At 71.9% G+C, this 24,286-nt stretch carries 19 protein-coding genes; 12 read left to right on the top strand and 7 right to left on the bottom strand.

The features are described from left to right. Nucleotides 1–2: 2 nt before the first annotated feature. From KME79_RS35145 to KME79_RS35115, 7 genes are all read right to left on the bottom strand, one after another. Entirely contained in the window at nucleotides 3–797 is a 795-nt protein-coding gene (locus tag KME79_RS35145) for an SDR family NAD(P)-dependent oxidoreductase (RefSeq protein WP_504739486.1), read from the bottom strand. Then, nucleotides 794–1,579: a CoA transferase gene (locus KME79_RS35140; protein WP_219549607.1), complete on the bottom strand. Its 786-nt coding sequence runs from the start codon at nucleotides 1,577–1,579 to the stop codon at nucleotides 794–796. The genes KME79_RS35145 and KME79_RS35140 overlap by 4 nt, the downstream gene beginning before the upstream one ends. Beyond that, nucleotides 1,576–1,788, bottom strand: coding sequence for a CoA transferase (locus KME79_RS35135; protein ID WP_219549545.1), 213 nt, complete (start codon nucleotides 1,786–1,788; stop codon nucleotides 1,576–1,578). Before KME79_RS35135 ends, KME79_RS35140 begins: the two co-directional genes overlap by 4 nt. Next, nucleotides 1,788–2,993 (bottom strand): CaiB/BaiF CoA transferase family protein, encoded by a 1,206-nt coding sequence (locus KME79_RS35130; RefSeq protein WP_219549543.1) that lies wholly within the window; start codon nucleotides 2,991–2,993, stop codon nucleotides 1,788–1,790. The genes KME79_RS35135 and KME79_RS35130 overlap by 1 nt, the downstream gene beginning before the upstream one ends. Beyond that, nucleotides 2,990–3,511, bottom strand: a complete 522-nt coding sequence (locus KME79_RS35125) for an NAD(P)H-dependent flavin oxidoreductase (RefSeq protein WP_219549541.1) — start codon at nucleotides 3,509–3,511, stop codon at nucleotides 2,990–2,992. Before KME79_RS35125 ends, KME79_RS35130 begins: the two co-directional genes overlap by 4 nt. A 386-nt stretch (nucleotides 3,512–3,897) precedes the next feature. After that, nucleotides 3,898–5,007, bottom strand: coding sequence for an acyl-CoA dehydrogenase family protein (locus KME79_RS47245; RefSeq protein ID WP_219549539.1), 1,110 nt, complete (start codon nucleotides 5,005–5,007; stop codon nucleotides 3,898–3,900). A gap of 25 nt (nucleotides 5,008–5,032) precedes the next feature. After that, nucleotides 5,033–6,229 carry an acyl-CoA dehydrogenase family protein gene (locus KME79_RS35115; RefSeq protein WP_219549538.1) on the bottom strand — a complete coding sequence of 399 codons (1,197 nt, stop codon included), beginning with the start codon at nucleotides 6,227–6,229 and terminating at the stop codon, nucleotides 5,033–5,035. A 255-nt stretch (nucleotides 6,230–6,484) separates the two neighbouring features. Between KME79_RS35115 and KME79_RS35110 the strand changes: the two genes are divergently transcribed. From KME79_RS35110 to KME79_RS35055, 12 genes are all read left to right on the top strand, one after another. After that, entirely contained in the window at nucleotides 6,485–7,297 is an 813-nt protein-coding gene (locus KME79_RS35110; protein WP_246640944.1) for an ABC transporter ATP-binding protein, read from the top strand. Nucleotides 7,298–7,322: 25 nt separating this feature from the next. Next, nucleotides 7,323–10,151, top strand: a complete 2,829-nt coding sequence (locus KME79_RS47240; RefSeq protein ID WP_219549536.1) for an ABC transporter permease subunit — start codon at nucleotides 7,323–7,325, stop codon at nucleotides 10,149–10,151. Between the two features lie 36 nt (nucleotides 10,152–10,187). After that, nucleotides 10,188–11,600, top strand: a complete 1,413-nt coding sequence (locus tag KME79_RS35100; RefSeq protein ID WP_219549534.1) for an ABC transporter substrate-binding protein — start codon at nucleotides 10,188–10,190, stop codon at nucleotides 11,598–11,600. A gap of 141 nt (nucleotides 11,601–11,741) precedes the next feature. Then, entirely contained in the window at nucleotides 11,742–12,734 is a 993-nt protein-coding gene (locus tag KME79_RS35095) for a LacI family DNA-binding transcriptional regulator (RefSeq protein ID WP_219549532.1), read from the top strand. Nucleotides 12,735–12,803: 69 nt separating this feature from the next. Next, nucleotides 12,804–14,264 (top strand): FGGY-family carbohydrate kinase, encoded by a 1,461-nt coding sequence (locus KME79_RS35090; RefSeq protein ID WP_219549530.1) that lies wholly within the window; start codon nucleotides 12,804–12,806, stop codon nucleotides 14,262–14,264. 9 nt (nucleotides 14,265–14,273) lie between these two features. Further along, on the top strand, nucleotides 14,274–15,914 hold the full coding sequence (locus KME79_RS35085) for a hypothetical protein (protein WP_219549528.1): 1,641 nt from the start codon (nucleotides 14,274–14,276) through the stop codon (nucleotides 15,912–15,914). Next, entirely contained in the window at nucleotides 15,911–17,401 is a 1,491-nt protein-coding gene (locus KME79_RS35080) for a glycoside hydrolase family 183 protein (RefSeq protein WP_219549526.1), read from the top strand. Before KME79_RS35085 ends, KME79_RS35080 begins: the two co-directional genes overlap by 4 nt. 101 nt (nucleotides 17,402–17,502) lie before the next feature. After that, nucleotides 17,503–18,576, top strand: coding sequence for a glycoside hydrolase family 172 protein (locus KME79_RS35075; protein WP_219549524.1), 1,074 nt, complete (start codon nucleotides 17,503–17,505; stop codon nucleotides 18,574–18,576). A 16-nt stretch (nucleotides 18,577–18,592) separates the two neighbouring features. Beyond that, complete coding sequence (locus KME79_RS35070; RefSeq protein ID WP_219549522.1) at nucleotides 18,593–19,909, top strand: ABC transporter substrate-binding protein; 1,317 nt, start codon at nucleotides 18,593–18,595, stop codon at nucleotides 19,907–19,909. Between the two features lie 56 nt (nucleotides 19,910–19,965). After that, nucleotides 19,966–20,898, top strand: coding sequence for a carbohydrate ABC transporter permease (locus KME79_RS45665; protein ID WP_219549520.1), 933 nt, complete (start codon nucleotides 19,966–19,968; stop codon nucleotides 20,896–20,898). After that, nucleotides 20,895–21,713 carry a carbohydrate ABC transporter permease gene (locus KME79_RS35060; protein ID WP_219549518.1) on the top strand — a complete coding sequence of 273 codons (819 nt, stop codon included), beginning with the start codon at nucleotides 20,895–20,897 and terminating at the stop codon, nucleotides 21,711–21,713. Before KME79_RS45665 ends, KME79_RS35060 begins: the two co-directional genes overlap by 4 nt. Further along, nucleotides 21,710–24,187: a GH116 family glycosyl-hydrolase gene (locus tag KME79_RS35055; RefSeq protein ID WP_219549516.1), complete on the top strand. Its 2,478-nt coding sequence runs from the start codon at nucleotides 21,710–21,712 to the stop codon at nucleotides 24,185–24,187. The genes KME79_RS35060 and KME79_RS35055 overlap by 4 nt, the downstream gene beginning before the upstream one ends. Nucleotides 24,188–24,286: the final 99 nt, after the last annotated feature.

The following is a 24,286-nucleotide window of genomic DNA, read 5'->3' as shown; positions in this document are numbered from 1 at the left end:
CGTCAGCGCGCGCCCTGGCCGTCGTCGACCTTGACCACCGTCCCGGTGACGAACTCGGAGTGCGGCGAGACCAGGTAGAGCAGCGTGCTGTCGAGCTGCCGCGGGTCGCCCATGCGGGCCCGGGGGAAGTAGCCCGTCGGGTCGGCGCCGGTCCGCTCCATCATGCCGTCCATCATCTCCGAGGCGAAGGCCCCCGGCGCGATGGCGTTGACGTTGATGTGGAACCTGGCCCACTCGACGGCGAGCACCTCCGTCATCCTGGACAGGGCGGCCTTGGTCACCGAGTACAGCGCCGCTCCCCCGCCTCTGTACTCGTAGGCGCCCATGGAGGAGATGTTCACCACCCGGCCGCCGGTGCCCGCCTTGATCAGCCGGCGCGCGAAGTCGCAGGACAGGAGCCAGGGCGCGCGCAGGTTCGTGCCCAGCACGCGGTCGACGAGCTCCACGGGCATCTTCGTGGCGTACTGGGCGTCGGGGACGCCGGCGTTGTTGACCAGGATGGTGGCGGTGCCGAACCGCTCCTCGGCCGCGTCGAGCACGCCGCCGAGCTGGGCGTCGTCGGTGAGGTCGGCGCCGAGCGGCAGGCAGGAGCCGCCGGCCGCCTCGATCTCGTCGGCGAGGTCCTTGAGCCGGTCGGCCCGCCGCGCCACCGCGACCACGTGGGCCCCGTGCTCCGCCAGGGTGACGGCGAACCGCCGCCCGAGGCCCGAGGAGCAGCCGGTCACGACGGCGGTCTGGCCCGTGAGGTCGACGATCTGAGGGGACATGGCGGTCACCTTCCGTTGCGGGTGGGTCAGTCGAGGACCTGCTCCAGAGTGCCCGACGCGGCGAGTTCCGCCACCTCGGCCCGGCTGAAGCCCAGCAGCGCGGTGAGGACCTTCTCGTTGTCCTCGCCGAGCAGCGGGGCCGCCTTGGTGACGCGGTGCGGCGTCAGCGACATCTCCGCCTGGGCGCCCTCGTAGGGGCATCTCGCCCATGACGGGGTGCGGGTGCCGCCGGAAGTAGCGCCGGTGCGCCACCTGCGGGTCGGCCTGGAGCCCCCGGGCGTCGTGCACCGGCCCGGCCGGCACGCCCGGCTGGAGCGCGCCGACCACCTCGGCGGCGGTGCGGGCGCGCGTCCAGGCGGCGAGCTCCGCTTCGAGCCGGTCCTCCTGCTCCTTGCGCCCGGCCAGGGTGCCGAGGCGGGCATCCGCCGCCCATCCGGGGTCGCCCAGCGCCCGGCGCAGGGGGCCGCCCACTCGGCGTCGGACGTCGCCGCGATGGCGACCCACCGCTCGCGGCCGTCCTCGGGCAGGCACGGGAAGACGCCGTGCGGGGCGGCGCCGCGGCTCCGGTTGCCGTCGCGCGTGGCGACGCGCCCGGTCCGCTGGTGGTCGACCAGCTCCGGCGCCAGGAACATCAGGGCCGTCTCCATCTGCGACAGGTCGATGTACTGTCCCTCGCCGGTCCGGTCGCGGCGCTCCAGCGCGGTGATCACGGCCGCGGCCGCGAACCGCTGGGCGATGAAGTCGGTGTACGCGCCGTACGGGGAGCCCGGGCCGCGGTCGGGCCACCCGGTGAGCTCGCAGAAGCCGCTCATGGCGGCGAGCACGGTGCCGAAGCCGGCGAAGTGGCGGCGCGGGCCGGTCTGGCCGTGAACGGCGGCGCCATCCGCAGCACGTCCACCGACCGGAGGCTTTCCGTGCGCACCACCGTGGCACCGTACTCGGCCAGGTATCGCGCCGTCAGCGGGCCGACGCCCACCCACGACGCATCCCACACCTTGACGCCGTCGAGCGGCCCGGTCATCAGATCACCCCTTCGTCGCGGTGACGGCGCAGCTCCAGGGCGGAGAGCCCGGCCTCGTCCCGCCACACCGTCTCGTTGTCGGCCCCGGCCTCGGCGACGTGCCCGCCGCCCGCCAGCGGGGTCGCGGACAGGCGGGCCCACGTGCCGGGCACGCGCAGGGTCTCGCCGCCCGCGCGGACCGTGCGGAAGTAGTCGCGCCCGGCCAGCTGCTCGTCGTCCATCAGGTCGGCCACCGTGTTGACGGGGGCCACCATGAGCCGGCGCTCCAGCGCCTTGCGGGTCAGCGTCGCCTTGGTCTCGGTGCGGAAGTACGCCGCCAGCGCGCCGGCCAGCAGCTCGGGGAACGCGGGGCCCTCGGCCGGAGCCTCCAGCCCGGGGGTGAGGTGCCCCTCGTCGCGCAGCCAGGCGAGATACCCCTCCGGTCCTGGCCGTAAGGGGACGGTCGCCAGGACGTGCCCGTCGCGGCAGGCGTACAGCTGGCGGTAGGGCAGGCCGGGGACCGGCTCCCCGAAGGAGGCCCGGTCCACGACCGAGCCGTCCGTGTACGGACCGGGCACCGCGTTCATGAGCGAACGGATCGTCGCCAGCTGCGCCGACACGTCGACGTGCTGGCCCCGCCCGGTGAGCCTGGCGTGCCGGACCGCCACGAGCGTGTGCACCACGGCCTCGGCCGCGGCGTGCAGGAAGTACTGGTCGGAGCTGATGCGGACCGGCGGGCGGTCAGGGTCGCCGCTGAGCCACACCGCGCCGCCGGTGGCCGCGACGACGAGGTCGCCGGCCGCGTGGCGGGCGTACGGGCCGGTCTGGCCGAAGGGGGTGACGCCGGCCAGCACGACGCGCGGGTTCACCGCCGCCAGCGCGTCGTGGCCGAGGCCCAGCTCCTGGAGCGTTCCCGGCGCGTACGACTCGACCACGACGTCGGCGGCGGCCACCAGCCGCAGGACCAGGTCGCGGCCACGGCGCAGGTCCAGGGTCACCGAGCGCTTCCCCCGGTTGAAGGCGAGCCACGCGGGACCGGACCGGGCGGGATGCCCGCCGGGCGGCTCCACCAGGGTGACGAGTGCTCCGAGGTCGGCCAGGACGCGCCCGCTCAGCCAGGCGCGCTCAGTGGTCAGGTCGAGCACCCGCAGCCCCGCGAGCGCGCCGGGCGGGTTCGCGCCGTGGCGGCGGCCGGGCGGGCCTTCACTGCCGCCGTGACCGGTCATCGCCGCACCCCGGAGGCCAGGGCCAGCATCGCCTCGGCCGCTTCCCCGTACTCGCGGGCGAGCCGGTCCACCAGCTCTGCGACGGACGGCACGTCGCGGACGCCCGAGACGGAGTGACCGGCGCTCCAGATGTCGCGCCACCGTTTCGGGGCTCCGCCTTCGCGGCCTTCCAGCGCCGCCATGGAGAAGCGCTTCGGCCCGATGCCGAACTCGGCGGGGTCGAGCCCCTGGGCCAGCAGGGACCGGCGCAGCAGGTTGGTCTCCAGCCCGGACAGGGCGTTGGTCAGGGACAGCGCGATGATCCCGTCGAACCTCTCCCGTACGGCACGTACGAAGGCGAACGGGTTGGCGTTGCCGGTCTGGCCGCCCGCTCCCGCCGTGAGCAGGATCAGCCCGTCGGCGCCCGCGTCGGCGGCCCGCTGGGCGTGGTGGACCGTGGCCACGTCGCACCAGACCTGGATTCCGGCGTCGCGCAGCGCGGGGGTGACGGCGGCGGGGGAGCCGACGGAGGTGATCACCGCGGCGGGGCGGTGGCGGATGATGACCTCCAGGTCCTGCCGCAGCCTGGGGTTCGAGCGGTGCGATGAGGTCGGGGACGCAGGGGGCGGCGTCCGGCGCCTCGGCGCACTCTTCCCCGATGCGGCGCAGCCACTCGTCGAGCCGGCCCTCCTCACGGCAGTTCGCCGTCGGGAAGCTCCCGAAGACGCCCGCCCGGCAGGCGGCGATCACCAGTTCGGGACCGGAGACGAGCAGCGTCGGGGCGGCGACGAGCGGCAGCCGCGCGCGGCGGAGTACCGCCCGTGGGTCCGTGTCGGCGGGGACCTGCGGGCCAGCGGTCATGGTTCATCCCAGGTGGAAGGCATGGAAGGCGGGCGCCGTGCGGGCGCCCGCCCGTGGCCGCGTGTCAGACGCCGAGCTTGTCGGCGAGCCGGTCCTGCTGGTAGTCGGCGTCGCCGGCGAGCACGTTGCCGGCGATCGCGTTCTTGTAGAAGAAGTGGGCGTCGTGTTCCCAGGTGAAGCCGATGCCGCCGTGCAGGAGCATGGTCTCCTTGGCCGAGGTGAGGTATCCGGGCGAGGAGAGCGTCCGCGCGGCGGCGGCCGCCGTGCCGAGCTTCGCCGGCTCCTCGTCGGCCGCCCGTGTCGCCTCCCGCAGCGCCGCGTCGGCGAGCGCCCACAGGTTGTACATGTCGGCCAGCTTGTGCTTGACACCCTGGTAGGCGCCGATGGGCTGGCCGAACGCGTAGCGGACCTTGGCGTACTCGGTGGTCATGGTGAGGCACGCGAGCATGGCTCCGCACTGCTCCGAGGCGATCGCCAGGTTCGCGAGGTCGGCCACGCGGTCGAGCGCGGCGACGGCGTCGCCCGCGACGAGCCGGGCCGGGGCGCCGTCGAGCGTCACGGTGGCCGAGCTGCGGGTCGGGTCCACGACCTCGTCTTTGGTCACCGTGAGGCCGCCGGCCGAGCGCTCGACGAGGTACAGGCCCACGCCCTGCGGGCCGCGGGCCTGCACGAGCAGGACGCCCGCCTCCGCGCCGTTCAGCACCGCCACCTTGGCGCCGGACAGGGTGACCGCGTCGCCGGAGCCGGTCGCCGTGGTCTCCGGCTCCGCGGGGATCCACCGGCGGTTCCCCGGCTCGCTGACGGCGAGCGCGCCGACGAGGGCGCCCTCGGCGATCCGCGGCAGCACCTCCCGTTTGGCCTCCTCGTCGTCCAGGGCGAGCAGGGCGCCGGCCGTCAGCACACAGGCCAGCAGCGGCGAGGGCACCAGCCCCGCGCCCAGCTCGCGCAGCGCCGCCGACAGGTCGGCCTGGGTGGCGCCGGCGCCGCCGTACTCCTCCGGGATGGTCAGGCCGGCCAGGCCGAGGTCCCCGGCCAGCCGCGACCACACCTCCTGGTCGTAGGCCTGGTCGCCGCCGATGACCTCGCGGACCTTCGGCAGGGGCGTGCGCTGCGCGACGAAGCGCCTGACCGTCTCGGCGAGGCTCTTCTGGTCGTCGGTGAAGATGAGTGACACGTGAGCTCCTGAGGTGATGGCCCGGTCAGCGGGACAGCTTGAGCTGGTTGAAGGGCGTGTTCCGGTCGACGCCGGGATCCTTCGCCAGCCCGAGCACGCGCTCGCCGACGATGTTGCGCTGGATCTCGTTGGTGCCGCCCGCCACGGCGCCGCCGGGGGCGGCCACGATGGCCGCAACCACCCGCTCCAGGTCGGCGCCGCCGAGCGCGATGTCGCTGCCGATGATGTCCTGCGCCAGGTCGGCCGCCCAGAGGGCCAGCTCGGCGCCGGCGAGCTTCGCGGCGGACCCGCGGGCGCCGATCTCGACGCCGGCGGTGGTCTCCTCGTGCAGCACCCGCCCGTACGCGCCGAGCGCGGACTCCCGGGCGTACAGGACGGCGAGCCTGCGCCGGACGGCGGTGTCGGTCTCCAGGCCGCGAGCGCGGGCCAGCTCGACGAGCGAGTCGAAGCCCAGCGGGTTGGAGCGGGCGCGGCCCCCGGCGCCGATGGTGACGCGCTCGTTGCGGAGCATCACCACCGCGGCGCCCCAGCCCTCGCCGACCTCGCCGACGACCGCGTCCGCCGGCACCTCGACGTCGTCGAAGAACACCTCGTTGAACGGGGCGTGCCCGGTGGCCACGACGAGGGGCCGCACGGTGACGCCCGGGTGGTGCATGTCGACGATGAACATGGTGATGCCGCGGTGCTTGGCCACCGTCGGGTCGGTGCGGGCGATGATGGTGCCGAAGTCGCTGTACTGGGCGCCCGAGGTCCACACCTTCTGGCCGTTGATGAGCCAGCCGGTCTCGGTCCGCGTGGCCGTGGTCTGCAGGCTGGCGACGTCCGAGCCCGCGCCGGGCTCCGAGAAGAGCTGGCACCAGATCTCGTCGCCGCGCAGCAGCGGGGGCAGGTAGCGCTTCCTCTGCTCCTCCGTGCCGAGCTCCAGGATCGTCGGGCCGGGCATGCCGAGGCCGATGGTGAACGGCCCGGTGGGCAGGTCGAAGTCGGCCGCCTCCTCGTTGAAGGCGATCAGCTCCGCGGCGCCGAGGCCCTGCCCGCCGTACTCCTTCGGCCAGGTGATGCCGGCGAACCCGGCCTCCCACAGGGCCTTCTGGAACCGCTTCGACTCCTGGAGCGGGACGGCGCTCCCCTCCAGGTCGTATCCGGCCGCCTCGTCGAAGGGTTTGGCGTGCTGCTCCAGCCAGGCTCGCGCCCTGGCACGGAACTCATCGATCGACGTCATCCGCGTTCCTCTCGGAGATGGAGACGGCCGGACTGCCGGGCACATCACGACCGTTTGGTAACACGTTCTGTTTAGCGAAGGCTCACCCGTCCGGCGGCATCTGTCAAGAGTGCCGCCGAGATTCTGGTGGCAGCGGGGATATTGACAAGCGGTACTCAGCTGGTCACGCTACCTCCAACGGTAACGGGTTCTCTTTGCCAGGACGCCGGTCGGCGCTCGCGGTGGAGACGCGCCTCTCCGAGGAAGTGAGCACACATGAACCTTGCCCAAGCCGCCCAAGCCCGCCCGCCCGGCGATCCCGGCGGCGAGAACGTTCTCCGCCTGGCGGACGTGACGGTGCGATTCGGCGGGATCACGGCGGTCGACGCGGTCACCCTGGACGTCCCCGGCGGCCAGGTGGTCGGCCTCATCGGCCCCAACGGCGCCGGCAAGACGACACTCCTGGACTCGGTCTCGGGACTGCGCACCCCCACCGAAGGGCGCATCGTCCTCGACGGCGCGGACGTCACCGCCAGGACGGCCTCCTGGCTCTCCCGGCACGGCATCCGCCGGACCTTCCAGCGGCACCAGGCGTTCGGCTGGCTGACCGTCCGGCAGAACGTGCTCGTACCGCTGGAATGGCGCACCCGAGGGCGCGGGCTGCTGGGCGACCTGCTGGGCCTGCCGCACCGCAGGCGCGAGACCGAGGCCCTGCTCCAGCGGGTGGACGAGGTCGTCGAGCTGTGCGGGCTCTCCGACGTGCGCGACGTGAGCGCGGCGACGCTGCCGATCGGCCGGCTGCGGCTGCTGGAGTTCGCCAGGGCCATCGTGGACTCGCCCAGGCTGCTGCTGCTCGACGAGCCGACCTCGGGGCTGGGGCAGCGGGAGACCGAGCTGCTCCGCGAGGTCCTCCTCGGGCTGGTGCGGCGGCACGAGCTGACGGTGATCCTCGTGGAGCACGACGTCGACTTCGTGATGGGCCTGGCCGACCGCGTCGTCTGCCTGGTCCAGGGGGCGGTGCTGGCCGACGGCACGCCCGCCGAGATCCGCAGGAACCCTGAGGTCATCGCGGCCTACCTCGGCAACTGACGCTTCAGGCACGTGAGGAGTATCTGTGCAGTTCTTCAGCATCGCGATCAGCGGCGCGGTGTCGGGAGCGATCTACGCCCTGCTCGCGATCGGGCTCGTCCTGTCGCACTCGACGTCCCGCATCTTCAACTTCGGCCACGCGGCCACCGCCTTCGCCTCCGCCTACCTCTACCACCAGCTGCACGTCGCCCTGGGCTGGAACAAGTGGCTGACGCTGCTGTTCGTGGTGCTGCTGTTCGCCCCGCTCATGGGCTGGGCCTGGGACCGCCTGGTGTTCTCGCGGCTGACCGACGCCGAGGAGTCGACGAAGATCGTCGCGGGCGTCGGCGTCCTCATCGTCGTGCCGGCCTTCGTGCTGCTGGTCTGCGGTGCGCTGCGTGACCTGTTCGGGATCCCGTTCCAGGACGTGGCCGAGGTGTACCAGGTGCCCGGCGTGCTGCCCCCCGCGCAGCACGTGCTGGCCGAGGGGCTGGTCCTGAGCAACGACCAGCTCGTCGCCCTGGCCGCCAGCATCCTGCTCTTCCTCGCGATGTGGGCCTTCCTCCGCTTCACCTCCCTCGGCCTGCACATGCGGACCGCGGTTGACAGCCCGGTGCTGGCGCGGCTGCGCGGCATCGACACCGGCCGGGTCTCGACCCTCTCGTGGGTGATCAGCTTCTTCGTGGCCGCCATCGCGGGCGTGCTCGCCGCCCCGTTCCCCGGCCCGTTCGGGCTGGTCAACGACAACTACACGCTGGCCCTGTTCGTCGCCACGACGGCCGCCGTGGTGGCGGGACTGCGCTCGGTCCCGCTGGCCTTCCTCGCCGGCCTGCTCATCGGCGCCCTGCGGAACGTGGTCGTGGCGTACGTCAACGAGGACTACCTGGGCGCCGTCGGCGCCTGGGCGGCCAAGGTCTACGGCCTGACCGCCTCGGTGCCGTACGCCGTGCTGTTCATCGCGCTGATCTTCCTCGGGTACGACCGCAAGCGGCGCAAGGCGGGCACCAGCGCGTCGGCGGCCAAGCCGACCCCGGACTACCGCGACGACCTCACGCCGTTCAAGAAGGCCCTGCCGTGGATCATCAAGTCGGCGATCATCCTGGTGCCGGCCCTGACCTTCGCCAACGGCATCTGGCGTCAGCTGCTCATCTACGGGCTCGCGCTGGGCATCATCCTGCTGTCCTTCACCATCGTCACCGGGCTCGGCGGCATGGTGAGCCTGGCCCAGGGGGCGTTCGCCACCGCGGCGGGTCTCACCGTCGGCCTGCTGCTGGCCAACGGCTGGCACTACGTGCCGGCCGCCGTGGTCGGCGTCCTGGTGGCGGCCGTGCTCGGCGCGCTGACCGCGCTGCCGGCGCTGCGATTGTCCGGGCTCAGTCTGACCTTCGCCACGCTGGCTCTGGCGCTGCTCGCCACCAACGTGCTGTTCAAGATGGAGTGGTTCTCCAACGGCACGGCCGGCTGGTCGATCCCGAGGCCGCGGTTCGGGCCGATCGACCTCGGCGACGACCGGGTGCTGCTGGTCGTCTGCTTCCTCACCGTGCTGCTGATGGTCTGGATCGCCGGCAACCTCACCGACTCCGCGGCGGGACGCGCGATGATCGCGGTGCGTACGGCCGAGCCGGCCGCGTCGGCGTCGGCCGTCTCCCCGCCGGTCACCAAGCTCCTCATCTTCGTCATCTCCGCCGCGGTCGCGGGGCTGGGCGGCATCCTGGCCGTCACGGTGTACGGCACGATCCTCAACACCGCCAACCCTCCGCAGGCCACGTTCCTGTGGCTGGCGATCGTCGTGATCATCGGGATCCGCCAGCCCGGGGGTGCCATCGAGGCCGGCATCATCAGCGCCGTGCTGCCCTGGATCATGGCCCACGGCTTCACCCTCGGACCGATCAGCTGGGGCGGCACCAGCAACGACCTCATCCCCCAGGTGCTCTTCGGGCTCGGCGCCATCCAGCTCGCGGCCCAGCCCAACGGCCTCCTCGCCGCACAGTCCAAGGCCGCCCGACACCGCCGCGACCGCAAACGAGCCGAACTCACCGCGACCGCAGCCAGCACGACGGTGGCGGCCGAGGCGGCGGAGGAGCCGCCCCTCACGGTGCGGGAGCCGGACGCCGCCCCCGCGACCGCTGCGGCTGGGTCCGCCGCTGGGACCGCGGCCGGGAACGGTGGCGGGTCCGGACTGCTGGAGTTGGATGGGGTGCGGGCGGCGTACGGGGAGGTCGAGGTTCTGCATGGGATCGACCTGGCCGTGCGGGAGGGCACGATTCTGGCGCTGCTGGGCGCGAACGGGTCCGGAAAGACCACGCTGTGCTCTGCCATCGCCGGGCTGGTCCCGGCGACCGGCGGGCGGATCGTCTTCGACGGCGAGGACATCACGGCGCTGGGCGCGCTGGAGCGCGTGGAGCGCGGTCTCGTGCTCGTGCCCGAGTCCCGGGGCGTCTTCCCCTCGATCACCGTCGACGAGAACCTGAGCATCTGGCTCCCGTCCAAGGCCGACCGGGCCCAGGTCTACGAGCAGTTCGAATCGCTGGCCCGCCGGGCCGGGCAGCCGGCGGGCAACCTGTCCGGCGGCGAGCAGCAGATGCTCAGCCTGGCCCCCTTCCTCGTGCGCCGGCCGCGCCTGCTCATCAGCGACGAGCCGTCGCTCGGGCTGGCGCAGCTCGTCACGGCGGAGATCATGGCCGCCTTCCAGCGCCTCCAGCGGGAGGGCACCACCGTGGTGCTCGTCGAGGAGAAGGCGCGGGACGTCCTCACCGTCGCCGACCAGGTCGGCGCGCTCCAGACCGGCCACCTCCGCTGGGTGAACGACCGGTCGGAGGTCGACGAGCAGCAGGTCGCCGCCGCCTATCTCGGCATGTCGGCCGTCGTGCACTGACGCCCCCATGGGTGACCGAACCAGAAAGGCAACACCATGACCATTCCTCGTCCCCGCCGGTTCCGGCGGGTCACGTCAGCGGTGGCCGTGACCGCCCTCTTCTCCTTCACCACGGCATGCGGCGGGGGCTCCGGCACCGCCTCCTCCGGTTCGTCGGGCACGGGCCCGGCCAAGGCGGCCGCGACCGAGCCGCTGACCGCGCAGCAGGCCGGCGAGGAGATCGCCAAGCTCCTCGGCGACCTGCCGGAGCTCACCGGCGAGACGGTGCGCGGCGTCAACGGCAAGGTCATCACCGTGGGCGGGACCGGGACCAACACGAAGGCGGGCCAGCACACCCTGCCCGGCCTCGACGTGGGCGCGCGGGCCCGCTTCGAGCGGGCCAACCGCGAGGGCGGCGTGAACGGCTACACCTTCGAGTACGCCGGGTTCCAGGACGACAACGGCCAGCCGGCCGCCTCGCAGCACGCCACCCAGAACCTCGTCGAGTCCAAGCAGGTCTTCGCCCTGGTGCCGTACGTGCCGGCGTCCGGGGTGAACGGCGACTACATCGCCAAGCACAAGGTCCCGACGTTCGGCTGGCTGGGGCAGGACTTCTGCACCTGGGACGAGAACCCGTGGATGTACAGCAACCAGGGGCAGACCTCGTGTCCGGAGGTGCTGCCCGGCAAGGCGGTGGGCTCCTCCGCCTCGCTGGAGCAGTATCTCAAGGCGACCGGCAAGGACGCCGCCTCCATCAAGTTCGGCGTCTTCGCCTCCTCCGACCCCTACGGCAAGGCGGGCGTCATCTCGTCCCGGGCGACCGCCGAGAACCTCGGCCTCAGCGTCGTCTACGCCGAGGCGGACCTGCCCAGCGCCACCGAGCCGCCGCTGTCCGACTACACCCCGATCGCCTCGCGCATCATGGCGTCGGGCGCGAACGTGGTGGCGGCCAACGTCACCGCGCCGGCGCTCCTGGGCGTGCTCGGCGCGCTGAAGTCGCTGGGCTGGACCGGCGACATGATCTACGGGCAGGCCGCGCAGGCGCTGCTCGACAACCCCGGCACGGCGCAGACGGTCGACGGCATGATCGGCACCACGGCCCAGGGCGCCATGGCGTTCGGCGGGGACAGCTTCGCCCAGGTCAGCGAGGACCTCAAGGCGATCGGGTCGGACGCCCCGGCCGACGGCATCGGCACGGTGACGACGTACTGGGCGGCCGACCTGTTCCTGCAGGCGTTCGCCGAGATCGAGGGTGAGCCCACCGCGGAGAAGCTGGCCAACGTGCTCAACGGCGGCTCGTTCGGCTATGAGGCGATCCAGGGCGTCACCTGCTCGCAGTCCTGGCCCGCCGGACGGGTGCTCGCCGCCGCCTGCGCCGGTGTCGTGACGTACGACGCCGCCGCCAAGAAGCTGACCCCGCTGGCTCCGCTGGAGAACACCGGCGGCTACTTCATCGTCGACGCCCAGTAGCGGCGGGCCCGCAGGCAGGGTGGTCCCGGCCACCCCGCCGGCGGGCGTCCACCCGGAGTCTGGCCGGATCGGGACAGCGCCTCCCGACGGGGGAATCGATTGCCGTTAGTCTTCCCCCAGACGATCCGAAACGAGGACGGGATGACGACGATCTACGACGTGGCGCGCCACGCGGGGGTGTCCGCGGCGACGGTTTCGCGGGTGGTCAACGGGCGGTCGAGCGTGGATCCGGCGCTGGCCGAGCGGGTCCGGCAGGCCATGGGCGAGCTCAAGTACCGGCCCAACGCCGTGGCGCGCAACCTGCGCAGGAGCCAGACCACGCTGTGGGCCGTCATCATCTCCGACATCGGCAACCCGTTCTTCACCGCGATGGTCCGCGGCGTGGAGGACGTCGCGCAGAAGGCCGGCTTCTCGGTCGTCCTGTGCAACAGCGACGAGGATCCCGCCAAGGAGGGCAAGTACGTCACCGCGGCGCTCAACGACCAGATGGCCGGGGTGATCATCTCTCCTTCGGGCCGGGGCACGCACGTGAACCGGCTGGTGGAGGCCGGGGTCCCGGTGGTCGTCATCGACCGGCTGCCCCGCGGCGTCGCCGTCGACACCGTGATGGTGGACAACGAGCACGGCGCGCAGCTGGCCACCGGGCACCTCATCGAGGCGGGGTACGAGCGCATCGCCTGCGTCACCGGCCCGCGCCGGTTGTCGACGGCGGCCCAGCGCCTGCGCGGCTACCAGCGGGCGCTGCGCGCCGCCGGCCGCAAGGTCAGGACGGAGCTGATCAGGTTCGCCGACTTCCGCGAGGAGGGCGGTTACGCGGCGATGGCGGACCTGCTGCGGCAGGATCCCCGGCCCGACGCCGTCTTCGCGGCCAACAACCTGATGACGGTCGGCGCCGTCGAATGCCTGGTCGACCAGGGGGTGCGCATCCCGCAGGAGGTCGGCGTGGCCGGGTTCGACAACATCCCGTGGGCCCACCTGGTCCGGCCCACGCTGACGACCGTGGACCAGCCCACCTACGAGCTGGGCCGTACCGCCGCCCTGCTGCTCGCCGAGCGGATCACCGAGCCGACCCGCCCGGCGAGCAGCGTCACCCTGCACACCCAGTTGCACGTACGGGAGAGCTCGCGCCGCTGAGCTGTTGACTCCGTCGGCGGGGTTCATTAGCGTCGGCGAAGTCAGCAATCGATTTCCCAGGGGTTGCTCGTGTACGTGCTCGGCGTCGACATCGGGACCTCCAGCAGCAAGGGCGTGCTGGTCGGCCCCGACGGCACGGTGCGGCGGTCGGCGGCACGCGAGCACACGGTGGACCGGCCGGGGCCGGGACGGTTCGAGATGGACGGCCGCCACTGGTGGCGGGAGTTCGCCGAGCTGGCCCGTGAGCTGGCGCGGGACGTGACGGTCGGCGCGGTCGGGGTGAGCGGCATGGGGCCGTGCGTCCTGCTCGCCGACGCCGGCGACGAGCCGGTGCGGCCCGCGATCCTCTACGGCGTCGACACCCGCGCCACCGCGCAGATCGACCGGCTCGAACGCGAGCTGGGGAAGGACGAGATCCGGCGGAGGGGCGGCTCGGACCTGTCGAGCCAGGCGGCCGGCGCGAAGATCGCGTGGATCGCCGACGAGGAGCCCGGACGGTACGCGAGGGCGCGGCGGCTGTACATGCCGAGCTCCTGGCTGGTGCGCAGGCTCACCGGCGCGTACGTGCTCGACCACCACTCGGCCAGCCAGTGCACGCCGCTCTACGACGTCGGCGGCCTCGGCTGGCACCGGCCCTGGGCCGACGCGGTCGCGCCGGGCATCGAGCTGCCCCCGCTGCGCTGGCCGGGCGAGCAGGCGGGCACGGTCACCCGCGAGGCCGCCCGGGAGACCGGCCTGCCGGCGGGCATCCCGGTGACCACCGGGACGATCGACGCCTGGGCCGAGGCGCTCAGCGTCGGCGCCCACGGCGCGGGCGACCTCATGCTCATGTACGGCACGACCATGTTCCTCGTCCACACCACCGCCGAGCACCTGACCTGGCCCGGCCTCTGGGGGACGGTCGGCGCGGTGCCCGGCACCTACAACCTGGCCGGCGGCATGGCGACCTCGGGCGCGATCACCACGTGGCTGCGCGACCTGTCCGGCGCCGGCTACGAGGAGCTCCTGGCGGAGGCCGGAGAGTCGGGCGCCGGCGCCAACGGCCTGCTCATGCTGCCCTACTTCGCCGGCGAGCGCACCCCGGTCATGGACCCGCGCGCCAGGGGCGTGATCGCCGGCCTGACCCTCTCGCACACCCGCGGCGACCTCTACCGGGCCGCCCTTGAAGCGACCGGCTTCGCCGTACGCCACAACATCGAGACCATCCGGGCGGCCGGCGGCGACGTCCGCCGCGCCGTCGCCGTCGGCGGCGGCACCCGGGGCGCCCTGTGGACGCAGATCGTCTCCGACATCACCGGCCTGCCGCAGGAGGTCCGGGTCACCTCCATCGGCGCCTCGTACGGCAGCGCGCTGCTCGCCGCCGGGCTCGTCGGCGAGGGCGGCGCCGACGCCTGGAACCCCGTGCGCCACGTGGTCACCCCGCGGCCGGAGGCGTCGGCCGCGTACGACGAGCTCTACCGCCTCTACCTGCGGCTCTACCCCAGCACGGCGAGCCTCGCGCACGAGCTCGCCGACCGTCAGCATCGTTGAAGGGCAGACATGTACGCATTCCCCCAGCTCATCGAGCCGCCCGCGGCGGAGCCCGGCGTGGTCTACACCGTCGCGAGCGGCGACCTGCGCCAGAGCGCCAACCAGACCTGCTGGCCGGTCCAGGAGAGGCTGGAAGCCGATCTCGCCCGGGCGCTCGGCGAGCTCGGCTGGTCGGTGCGGCGCGGACACGAGGCCGACCCCGTCAAGGGTCACGGTTTCATCGACAGCCAGCGCGCCGGCATCGACGTCTTCAGGACCCTGCCGCCGGACGCGCCGCTCATCGTCGTCGAGGCGGTCTGGCAGTACAGCCACCACGTGCTGGCGGGGCTGCGCGGCCATCGCGGCCCGGTTCTGATCGTGGCCAACTGGAGCGGGCAGTGGCCCGGCCTGGTCGGCCTGCTGAACCTGGCCGGGAGCCTGACCAAGGCGGGTCGCCCGTACTCGGTGCTGTGGAGCGAGGAGTTCACCGACGAGTGGTCGCGGCACGGGCTCAAGACCTGGCTGGAGACCGGAGAGATCACCCACGACACCAGCCACGTCACGAAATATCAGCCGGAAGGGGACAGTCTGGAGATCGCCCTCGGCAAGGCCGTCGCCCGGCAGCTCGCCACCGAGAAGGCCATCATCGGCGTCTTCGACGAGGGCTGCATGGGCATGTACAACGCCATCATCGACGACGAGCTGCTCAACCCCCTCGGGATCTACAAGGAGCGCCTGTCGCAGAGCGCGCTCGTCGCCGAGATGCAGAGGGTGAGCGACGAGGAGGCCGGGCGGGTCCGCGCCTGGCTCGACCGGGAGGGCCTGACCTTCCACCTCGGCACGGACGAGGCCACCGAGCTGACCGAGGCCCAGCTGACCAGCCAGTTCAAGATGTACGTCGCCGCGCTGCGGATCGCCGACGACTTCGGCCTCGACGCGGTCGGCATCCAGTACCAGCAGGGCCTGAAGGACGTGGTCCCGGCCAGCGACCTGGCGGAGGGCCTGCTCAACAACGTCTCCCGCCCGCCGGTGCTCAGCCGCGACGGTTCCCGTGAGCTGTACGCGGGACGGCCGCTGCCGCACTTCAACGAGGTCGACGAGGGCGTCGCCGTGGACTCGCTGATCACCAACCGCGTCTGGACCGCGATGGGCCTCGACCCGGCCACCACGCTGCACGACATCCGCTGGGGCGAGGAGTACGACGGCCGGTTCGTCTGGGTCTTCGAGATCTCGGGCTCCGTCCCCGCCTCGCACAACGGCGGCTACCGCGCCTCGTGGAGCATGCGCCAGCCCCCGATGTACTTCCCGCTCGGCGGCGGCACGCTCAGCGGCGTCTCCAAGCCGGGCGAGATCGTCTGGTCGCGCGTGTTCATCATGGACGGCGAGCTGCACGCCGACCTCGGCCGGGCGACCGTCGTCGAGCTGCCCGAGGAGGAGACCAGGCGCAGGCTCGACGCCACGACCCCGCAGTGGCCGATCATGCACGCCGTGCTGCACGGCGTCACCCGCGACCAGTTCATGGCCCGCCACCGGGCCAACCACCTCAACGTGGCCTACGCGGGCGACGCCGACGGCGCGGACCGCGCCCTCGCCGCCAAGGCAGCGGCCTTCGCCGAACTCGGCGTGCACGTGCACCTGTGCGGAATCTCCTTAGAAGGAGGGGCCCTGTGAAGCCCTTACGCATCGCACTGATCCCGCTCCTGGGCCTGGCGCTGACCGGGCCGGCCCAGGCCTCGACGACCCACTCCCCCGCCGTCGTGGTGAGCAAGATGACCGGTCCCGGCTCGGTCAGCGCCACCGACACCGCCTGGCAGGTCAAGGCGACCGACCTCGGCGTCATGTGGGACAACGGCCGCGGGGAGATCCTGGCCGCGTTCGGCGACACGTTCGGCGCTTCCTGGCAGCCGCCGGGCGCCAACGGCGACGACTGGCGCAGCCAGGTGCTGCTGCGCAGCACCGACCGGAACCTGGCCGACGGCATGTCCTTCAGCAGCGCGGCCACCGACCGGCCCGGCCACGCCAAGGAGCTCATCCCGAGCAGGAAGGCCGACGGCGACGAGATCACCGTGATCCCCACGGCCGGGGTGTCGGTGGGGACGCGGCAGTACCTCGCCTACATGTCGGTGCGGCACTGGGGCGAACCCGGCTACTGGGACACCAACTACTCCGCCATCGCCTACTCCGACGACAACGGCCAGACCTGGGTGACCAGCGGCGGCCCCCGCTGGGACAACCCCGGTGGCACCGACCACTTCCAGATGGCGGCCTTCGTCCGCCGCGACGGCCACGTCTACATGTTCGGCACGCCGAACGGCCGCCAGGGCGCCGCCTACCTGGCCCGGGTGCCCGAGACCGCGGTCCTGACCAAGTCCGCCTACCAGTACTGGACGGGCAGCTCCTGGCAGTCCGGCGCCGACACGCTCGCCGCCCCGATCGTCGCGGCGCCGGTGTCGGAGCTGTCGGTCCAGTTCAACGCCCACACCGGCAAGTGGCTGATGACGTATCTGAAGGGCAGCGACGTCGTGCTGAGGAGCGCGAGCACGCCCACCGGCCCGTGGAGCGGCCCGGCGGTGGTGGCGAGCTTCGCCGACTTCCCCGGGCTCTACGGCGGCTACATGCATCCCTGGTCGTCGGGGCCGGACCTCTATCTGGCGCTGTCGCAGTGGACGCCCTACAACGTCTACCTGATCCGCGTACAGCTGAACCCGGACGGGACCATCGCCAACCCGAACCTCGTCCGCGACCCGAGCTTCGAACGCCAGACCACGAACGCGGTCGCGGCGCCCTGGAAGGTGCGCGGCAACGGCGGCGTCGACCAGGGCACCTGGGCCTTCACCGCCGACCGCAACGCCTTCGTCCGCTACAACCGCGGCTGGCATGACATCTACCAGACCGTCCAGGTCACGCCCCACACGAACTACACGCTGACCGGCTGGCTGCGCACCTCGCCCGACAACGACAACGGCTTCTTCGGCGTCCGCGCCCCCGGTGGCGCCCCGTTCGCGGAGCTCAACTTCCGCGCGCTCGGCGGCTGGACCAAGCGCACCGTCACCTTCAACAGCGGGAACCGCGGCTCGATCGAGGTCTTCGCGGGGATCTGGACGGACAACGGCGACATGTGGCTGCAGATGGACGACTTCGCCCTGGTGAAGTCCTGATCGATGTGCGGGACCCGTACATCGATCGCGTAACGCTCATTGACCTGTCACCCGCGGGGCGATAGGAAGCGGCAATCGATTTCTCATATCCAGGAGGAACCGTGACGTATGGCCATTACGGCAGCAGCCTGCGCGACCTGCCGCGGCTGCGCTCGCACCGCCGCAGGAGGGTGTCGAGCTGGGACCGTTCGGGTGGCAACGACGACCGCGTCACGGTGGCGCCGGGCGAGACCGTGACCCTCGCCGACATCCGCGGCGCCGGCTCGGTCAACCACATCTGGATGACCGTGGCGCCGCGCGACCCCGGCACGCCGGAGACGCACGACCGCGACTTCCTCCGCAAGCTCGTGCTGCGCGTCTTCTGGGACGACAACGAGCACCCCAGCGTGCTCGTGCCGCTGGGCGACTTCTTCGGCATGGGCCACGCCCGCACCGCGAACTTCGTCTCGGCGCCGCTGCAGATGAGCCCGCAGGACGGCAAGGCCTTCAACTGCTGGTTCCACATGCCGTTCGGCAGCCGGGCGAGGTTCGAGCTGACCAGCGAGTGCGAGGAGGAGGTGCTCTGGTTCTACTACTACATCGACTACGACGAGTTCGACGAGCTGGGTGACGGACTGGGCCGCTTCCACGCACAGTGGCGGCGGGAGAACCCCGCCGACGGCGTCGACCAGGGGTCCATGACGAACGCCGAGTACCTGTTCGGCGGCACCAATCAGGACGGGGCGGGCAACTACCTCATCCTGGAGGCCGAGGGCCGCGGCCACTACGTGGGCTGCGTCCTGAACGTCACCAACCTGCGCCGCACCTCCGACTGGAACTGGTACGGCGAGGGCGACGACATGATCTTCATCGACGGCGAGGCCTTCCCGCCCAGCCTGCACGGCACCGGGACCGAGGACTACTTCAACACCGCCTGGTGCCCGAGCCAGTCCTACCACGCCCCGTACCACGGCCTGACGCTGCCCGGCGGGGAGAACTGGTCGGGGCAGATCTCGATGTACCGCTTCCACGTCGAGGACCCGGTGCCCTTCACCACCTCCATCAAGGTGACCATCGAGCACGGTCACGCCAACCGCCGCCAGGACGACCTGTCCTCGGTCGCGTACTGGTACCAAGAGCTCCCGCACCGGCCGTTCACGCTCCCGCCCGTCAGCGCCCGGCTGCCCATCCTGTGACGCGAAAGGAGACGACGTGCGCACACCACTCATCCGGCTGGTCGCGGCCGTGGCCGGCGCGACCGTGCTGGCCGCCGGCTGCGGATCGGGCGCCGGCCCGTCGGCGCCCGGCAAGTCAGAGATCACGCTCTGGCAGCAGAAGTTCACCGACCAGGAGGACGCCTGGTACAAGAAGGCCGTCGCGGCCTTCAACAGGTCCCAGGACAAGGTCGTGCTCAAGCACGTGATCGTCCCGGCGGACACCTGGGACCAGAAGATGAGGTCCGCCCAGGCCGCGGGCAAGGCGCCCGACGTCTACACGGTCAACTACAGCAAGGTGCCCGGCTTCGCCCGCACCGGCGTGATCCAGGCGCTCGACCCGCTCATCCCGGCCGACAAGTGGGCCGGGCTGCAGGAGCCGGTGCTCGCCTCGGTGGAGCACGACGGCAAGAAGTACGGGTACCCGATGCTGGTGGAGCCGTCGGCCGTGCTCTTCTACCGCAAGGACCTGTTCGCCCAGGCCGGGCTCGACCCCGAGCGGCCGCCGGCCACCTGGCAGGAGCTCATCGACTACGGCAGGAAGCTGACCACCAAGGACGTCGCGGGCGTCGTCACCGCCGCCAACCAGATCGACCTGGCCTGGTCGACGTGGGGCCTGCAGTGGAACGCCGCCGGGCACCTGCCGATCAGCGACGACTGGTCCGCGCCGCGCGCCGCCGACCCCGCCTACAAGCAGCTGCTGCAGGTCTACCAGACGCTCTACCAGCAGGGGATCATGCCCAAGCAGCCGCTCGCGCCGTACGCCGACGCCAACCCGCTGGGCCAGGGCAAGACCGCGATGATGGTGTGCGGCTCGTGGGCGGCCAGCGTGCTGCTGCAGGACTATCCGAAGCTGGTCGGCCAGATCGGCGCGGCGGCCCTGCCCTCCTTCGACGGCGACGCCACCAAGCCGACCGCGACGCTCGGCGGCTGGACGCTGGTCGTCGACGCCAAGTCCCGCGACGCCCGCGCCTCCGCCGGCTTCGTCTCCTGGCTGCTGGCCGAGGACACCACGCTGCTGGTCGAGTTCTTCAAGAACACCAAGTTCTCCAAGTACTCGCCGCGCGCCGCCGTCGCCGAGGCGATCGCCAAGGACCCGGCGGCGGCCGAGAACCCGTGGGCCAAGACGATCGAGGAGCGGGTCGTCCGGTACGCCAAGGCGGAGCCGGCCTATGACTGGGCCGTCAGCCTGGCCTTCGGCAAGGCCGTCGAGAAGGCGCTGCAGGGCAAGGACATCGACGAGGCCCTGCGAGCGGCCGACGCGGAGATCAAAGAGCTGATCGCCAAGAACGACCTGGCCGGACAGGGATCCTGATCCCGCACAGCCCGTCGCCGGTCCGCGCCGGACCGGCGGCGGAGAAAGGAGTGCCGGTGGCTGTCACGTCACTGCGGGCCACGCGCGCCCGGCCGCGCGCCGGCGCCCGCCCCCGGCCGAGGCGGGAGAACCGGGTCGCCTTCGTCATGCTGGCCCCGCTGCTGGCCCTGCTCGGCGTCTTCGTCGTCTGGCCGCTGCTGCACGCGGTCTACATCAGCTTCTTCACCTGGAGCTTCTACGACCCGGCCGTCTTCGTCGGGCTGCGCAACTACCTCAACGTGCTCACCGACGTGGAGTTCGTCAACTCGGTGACGCGCGGCCTGCTCTTCTCCGCCATCGTGGTGCCCGCGCAGGTCACGATCGCGTTCGTCTTCGCCAACCTGGTCAAGTCGGTCAGCCGGCGGATGGCGACCGTCATGAAGGTGACGATCTACGTGCCCGCGGTGATCTCCGAGGTGATCGCGGCCATCGTCTTCGCGCTCATCTACACCCACCGCGGCGGGCTGCTCAACTGGTTCCTCGACTTCTTCGGCATCGAGGCGATCCCCTGGCTCGGCGACACCGTCACCGCGCTGCCGGCCATCGCGGTCCCGGCGATCTGGATCGGCATGGGCGTGGCCTCCCTGATCATGCTGGCCGGGCTGCTCGACATCCCGGAGACCTACTACGAGTGCGCCTCGCTCGACGGCGCCGGCCCGTGGACGAAGATGTTCAGGATCACGCTGCCGCTCATGAAGAACGTCATCCTGTTCCTGCTGATCACCGGCTTCGCGGCGTCGCTGCAGTTCCTCATCCTGCCGTTGCTGATGACCCAGGGCGGCCCGGTGAACTCCACCAACCTGCCGAACCTGTTCATCCTTCAGCATTTCACCACCGACCTGTACGTCGGTTACTCGATCGCCGCCGCGCTGCTGCTGTTCGCCGTGCTCGGCACGGTGTCGGCGATCATCTTCCGGCTGGTCAGATCAGAGAAGGCGATGGACGCATGAGAGGCGCACCCGGCGCGATCCTGCGGTACGGCCTGGCCGCGGTCTTCGTCGTCGCCGCGTTGTTCCCGCTGGCGTGGCTGGCGATGGCGGGGTTCAAGGCCAAGACCGAGGTCGTGGCGACCCCGTTCCAGTTCTTCCCCGAGATGTGGCGCTGGGACAACTACGCGCGGCTCCTGGCCGACGAGGCGTTCCTGCGCTCGCTGGGCGTGACGTTCGCCGGCGCCGCCCTGTTCGCGGCGCTCAGCCTGGTGGTCAACGCGCTGGGCGCCTATGCCTTCGCCCGGCTGGAGTTCGCCTTCAAACGGACGATCTGGGTCATCGTGCTCACCACGATGTTCATCCCCGGGATCGCGATCATGCTGACCTCCTTCATCGTGGTGACCGAGCTGGGCATGCTCGACAGCCTGGCGGTGCTGGTGATCCCCGGCGCGGCGGCGGGCGTGCAGGTCTTCTTCCTGCGCCAGTTCTTCCTGTCGGTGCCGGCGGTGCTGGAGGAGGCCGCCCAGCTCGACGGGGCGGGGCCGTGGCGGATCTTCCGCCACATCTTCGTCCCGCTCTCGAAGGGCGCGTTCGTGGTGGTCGGGGCGACGTCGTTCCTGATGTTCTGGAACTCCTACATCTGGCCGGTGCTGACCATCACCGATCCTGAGCTCTTCCCGATCCAGCAGTACCTGGCGACCTTCCGCTCCGAGCGGACGAGCGAGCACGGCCTGCTGATGGCCGGTTCGACGCTGGCCGCCCTGCCTGTCATCGTGCTGTTCCTGATCTTCCAGCGGCACATCATCCGCGGCGTGCGCCTCTCGGGGCTCAAGTGAACGGCGCGGCCCGGCCCATCCCGCACGGGCAGGGCAGGCACGTGGCCATGCCGCTCGGCGGGATCGGCACCGGCAACCTCGCGATCGGCGCGGACGGCGGGCTGCGCCAGTGGCAGCTGCAGAACTGCGGCAACCATCGCGGCGTCCTGCCGTACACGTTCTTCGCGCTGCGCGTCAGCACGTGGGAGCCGCCCGCGAACGAGCTGTTCGTCCTGCAGGCGCGGTCACCGGACGCTCCGGCCACGCCGCTGGTGAACGACGACCACGTGCCCGCCTGGCAGCGCGATCTGCTGCGCACGCGCCGGGGGGTGAGCGGGACGACCTTCCGCGGCCTCTATCCCTTCGCCCATCTGGAGTACCACGGGCTGCCCGTCGAGGTCGGGCTGGAGGCGTTCAACCCGCTGGTCCCGCTCGACGTGGACGACAGCTCGCTGCCGGTCGCGCTGTTCACCTTCACGATCGCCAATCCGGGGCCGCTGCCGGCGCAGGTGTGGCTGGCGGCGGCCGCGCAGGACCCGGTCGGGCACGACGGGACCACGCCGATCGACGGCGTGCGCGGGCTCGGCTACGGCGGCAACGTCAACAGCGTGCGCCGCGCGGGCGGCTGGACCTCGCTGGTCATGGAGAACCCGGGGATCGACCCGGCGTCGCCCGGCGCCGGGCAGATGGTGCTGACCGTGGACGCGCCCGACGCGGCGGTGCTCCCGCAGTGGACGCATCCCGACGAGTTCCTCGCCTTCGTGGCCGGGCGCGCGGTCTACGGTGACGCGGAACGGGCGCGGCACGCGTCCTGGCAGGCCGACTACCAGGCGAGCGGGCCGCGGCAGGGGTTCGGGCCGAGCCCGGCGGGCCTGACGTGGAACGGCGGCGTGGTCGCTCCGATGGTGCTGGCTCCCGGTGAGACCCGTGCCGTCCGGTTGTGCCTGGCGTGGTACTTCCCGAACCGCTACGCGAACTTCGTACAGTTCGGTCCGCCGAACCCGCGGTGGGGGCCGACCAGGTTCTGGCTCGGCAACGCCTACGCCACCCGCTTCGCCGACGCCCTCGACGTGGCGGCCCATGTGCGCGAGCGGTGGACGCCGCTCCGCGAGACCTCGCTGCGGTGGGTGGACGTCCTGGCGGACAGCAGCCTGCCCGCCCAGGCGGCCGAACACCTGGCCGCGCAGGCGTCGATCCCGCGCAGCCCGTCGTGCTTCCGGACGGCCGACGGGGCGTTCTTCGGCTTCGAGGGGGTGCTGGGCGCCTCGACCGTGATGTGGTCGGGCGACGTGGGGGGCTCCTGCCCGCTCAACTGCACCCATGTCTGGAACTACGCGCAGGCGGTGGCCAGGCTCTTCCCGTCGCTGGAGCGGAGCATGCGCGCCACCGAGTACGAGGTCATGCAGGCGCCGGAGGGTTACCTGCCGCACCGGGTGATCGCGCCGACCTACCTGCGCCAGCTCTGGGACGTGCCCATCGGGGGGCCGGTCGAGCCCGCGCTCGACGGCATGCTCGGGGCCGTGCTGAAGACCTACCGCGAGGTACGGCACGGCGCCCCGCTGGAGCCCTGGTGGCCCGGGGTGAAGCGGCTGCTGGGGCACGTCCGGGCGACCTGGGACCCCGAGGGCAGCGGGGTGCTGCACGGCGTGCAGCCGTCCACCCACGACATCGACCTGTGCGGGCTCAACCCGTTCATGGGCACGCTCTGGCTGGCGGCGTTGCGGGCCGCCGAGGAGATGGCGGTGCCGGCCGGGGAGCCGGGCCTGGCCGCGGAGCTGCGCGAGCTGTTCGACCGCGGCAGCGCCCGCTACGACGAGGCGCTGTTCAACGGCTCGTACTACGTGCAGGTCCTGGAGGAGGGCGACTCGGCCGAGTTCCAGTGGCTCGAAGGCTGCCTGGCCGACCAGCTCATCGGGCAGTGGTGGGCGCACCAGCTCGGCCTCGGCCACCTGCTGCCTCGCGAGCACGTCGTCTCCGCCCTCCGCGCGATAGTCGGGCACAACCTGCGCACCGGTTTCCGCGACTTCGACCACCCCTACCGGGTCTTCGCCGACGAGGACGACACCGGGCTGCTCATGTGCACCTGGCCGCTCGGCGGCCGCCCGGCGGTGCCCACCCGCTACTGCGACGAGGTGTGGACCGGCAGCGAGTACCAGGTCGCGGCGCACTGCCTGTGGGAAGGGCTGGAGGAGGAGGCGCAGGCGATCCTCGCCGGGCTCTGGCGCCGCTACGACGGCGGCCGGCGCAACCCCTACAACGAGATCGAGTGCGGCGACCACTACGTGCGCGCCATGGCCGGCTGGTCGGTGCTCGACGCCCTGGCGGGAGCCTCCTATGACGCCACCAGCGGGCGCCTCACCCTGGCGCCGCGCGGGCACGGCCGATGGCCGCTGCTGCTCCCGACGGGCTGGGGAACCCTGGTCCGGGACGCCGGCGGCGCCCGCGTGGTCCCCGCGCACGGTGAGCTGAGGATCAGCGAGATCATCTGTCATTGAACGCCCGTCCTCGGCCGGACGCTGCTGACGGCATGGCAGATCGTGGAATGATCTATTCGTGATCGGTCTGTCATGCATGGTCCGCTATATTCGGCACGT

Source organism: Nonomuraea harbinensis (assembly GCF_019396385.1).
GTDB classification, from domain to species: domain Bacteria; phylum Actinomycetota; class Actinomycetes; order Streptosporangiales; family Streptosporangiaceae; genus Nonomuraea; species Nonomuraea ferruginea.
The sequence above is the reverse complement of the archived record's forward strand: the minus strand, read 5'-3'. Positions and strand labels throughout refer to the sequence as shown.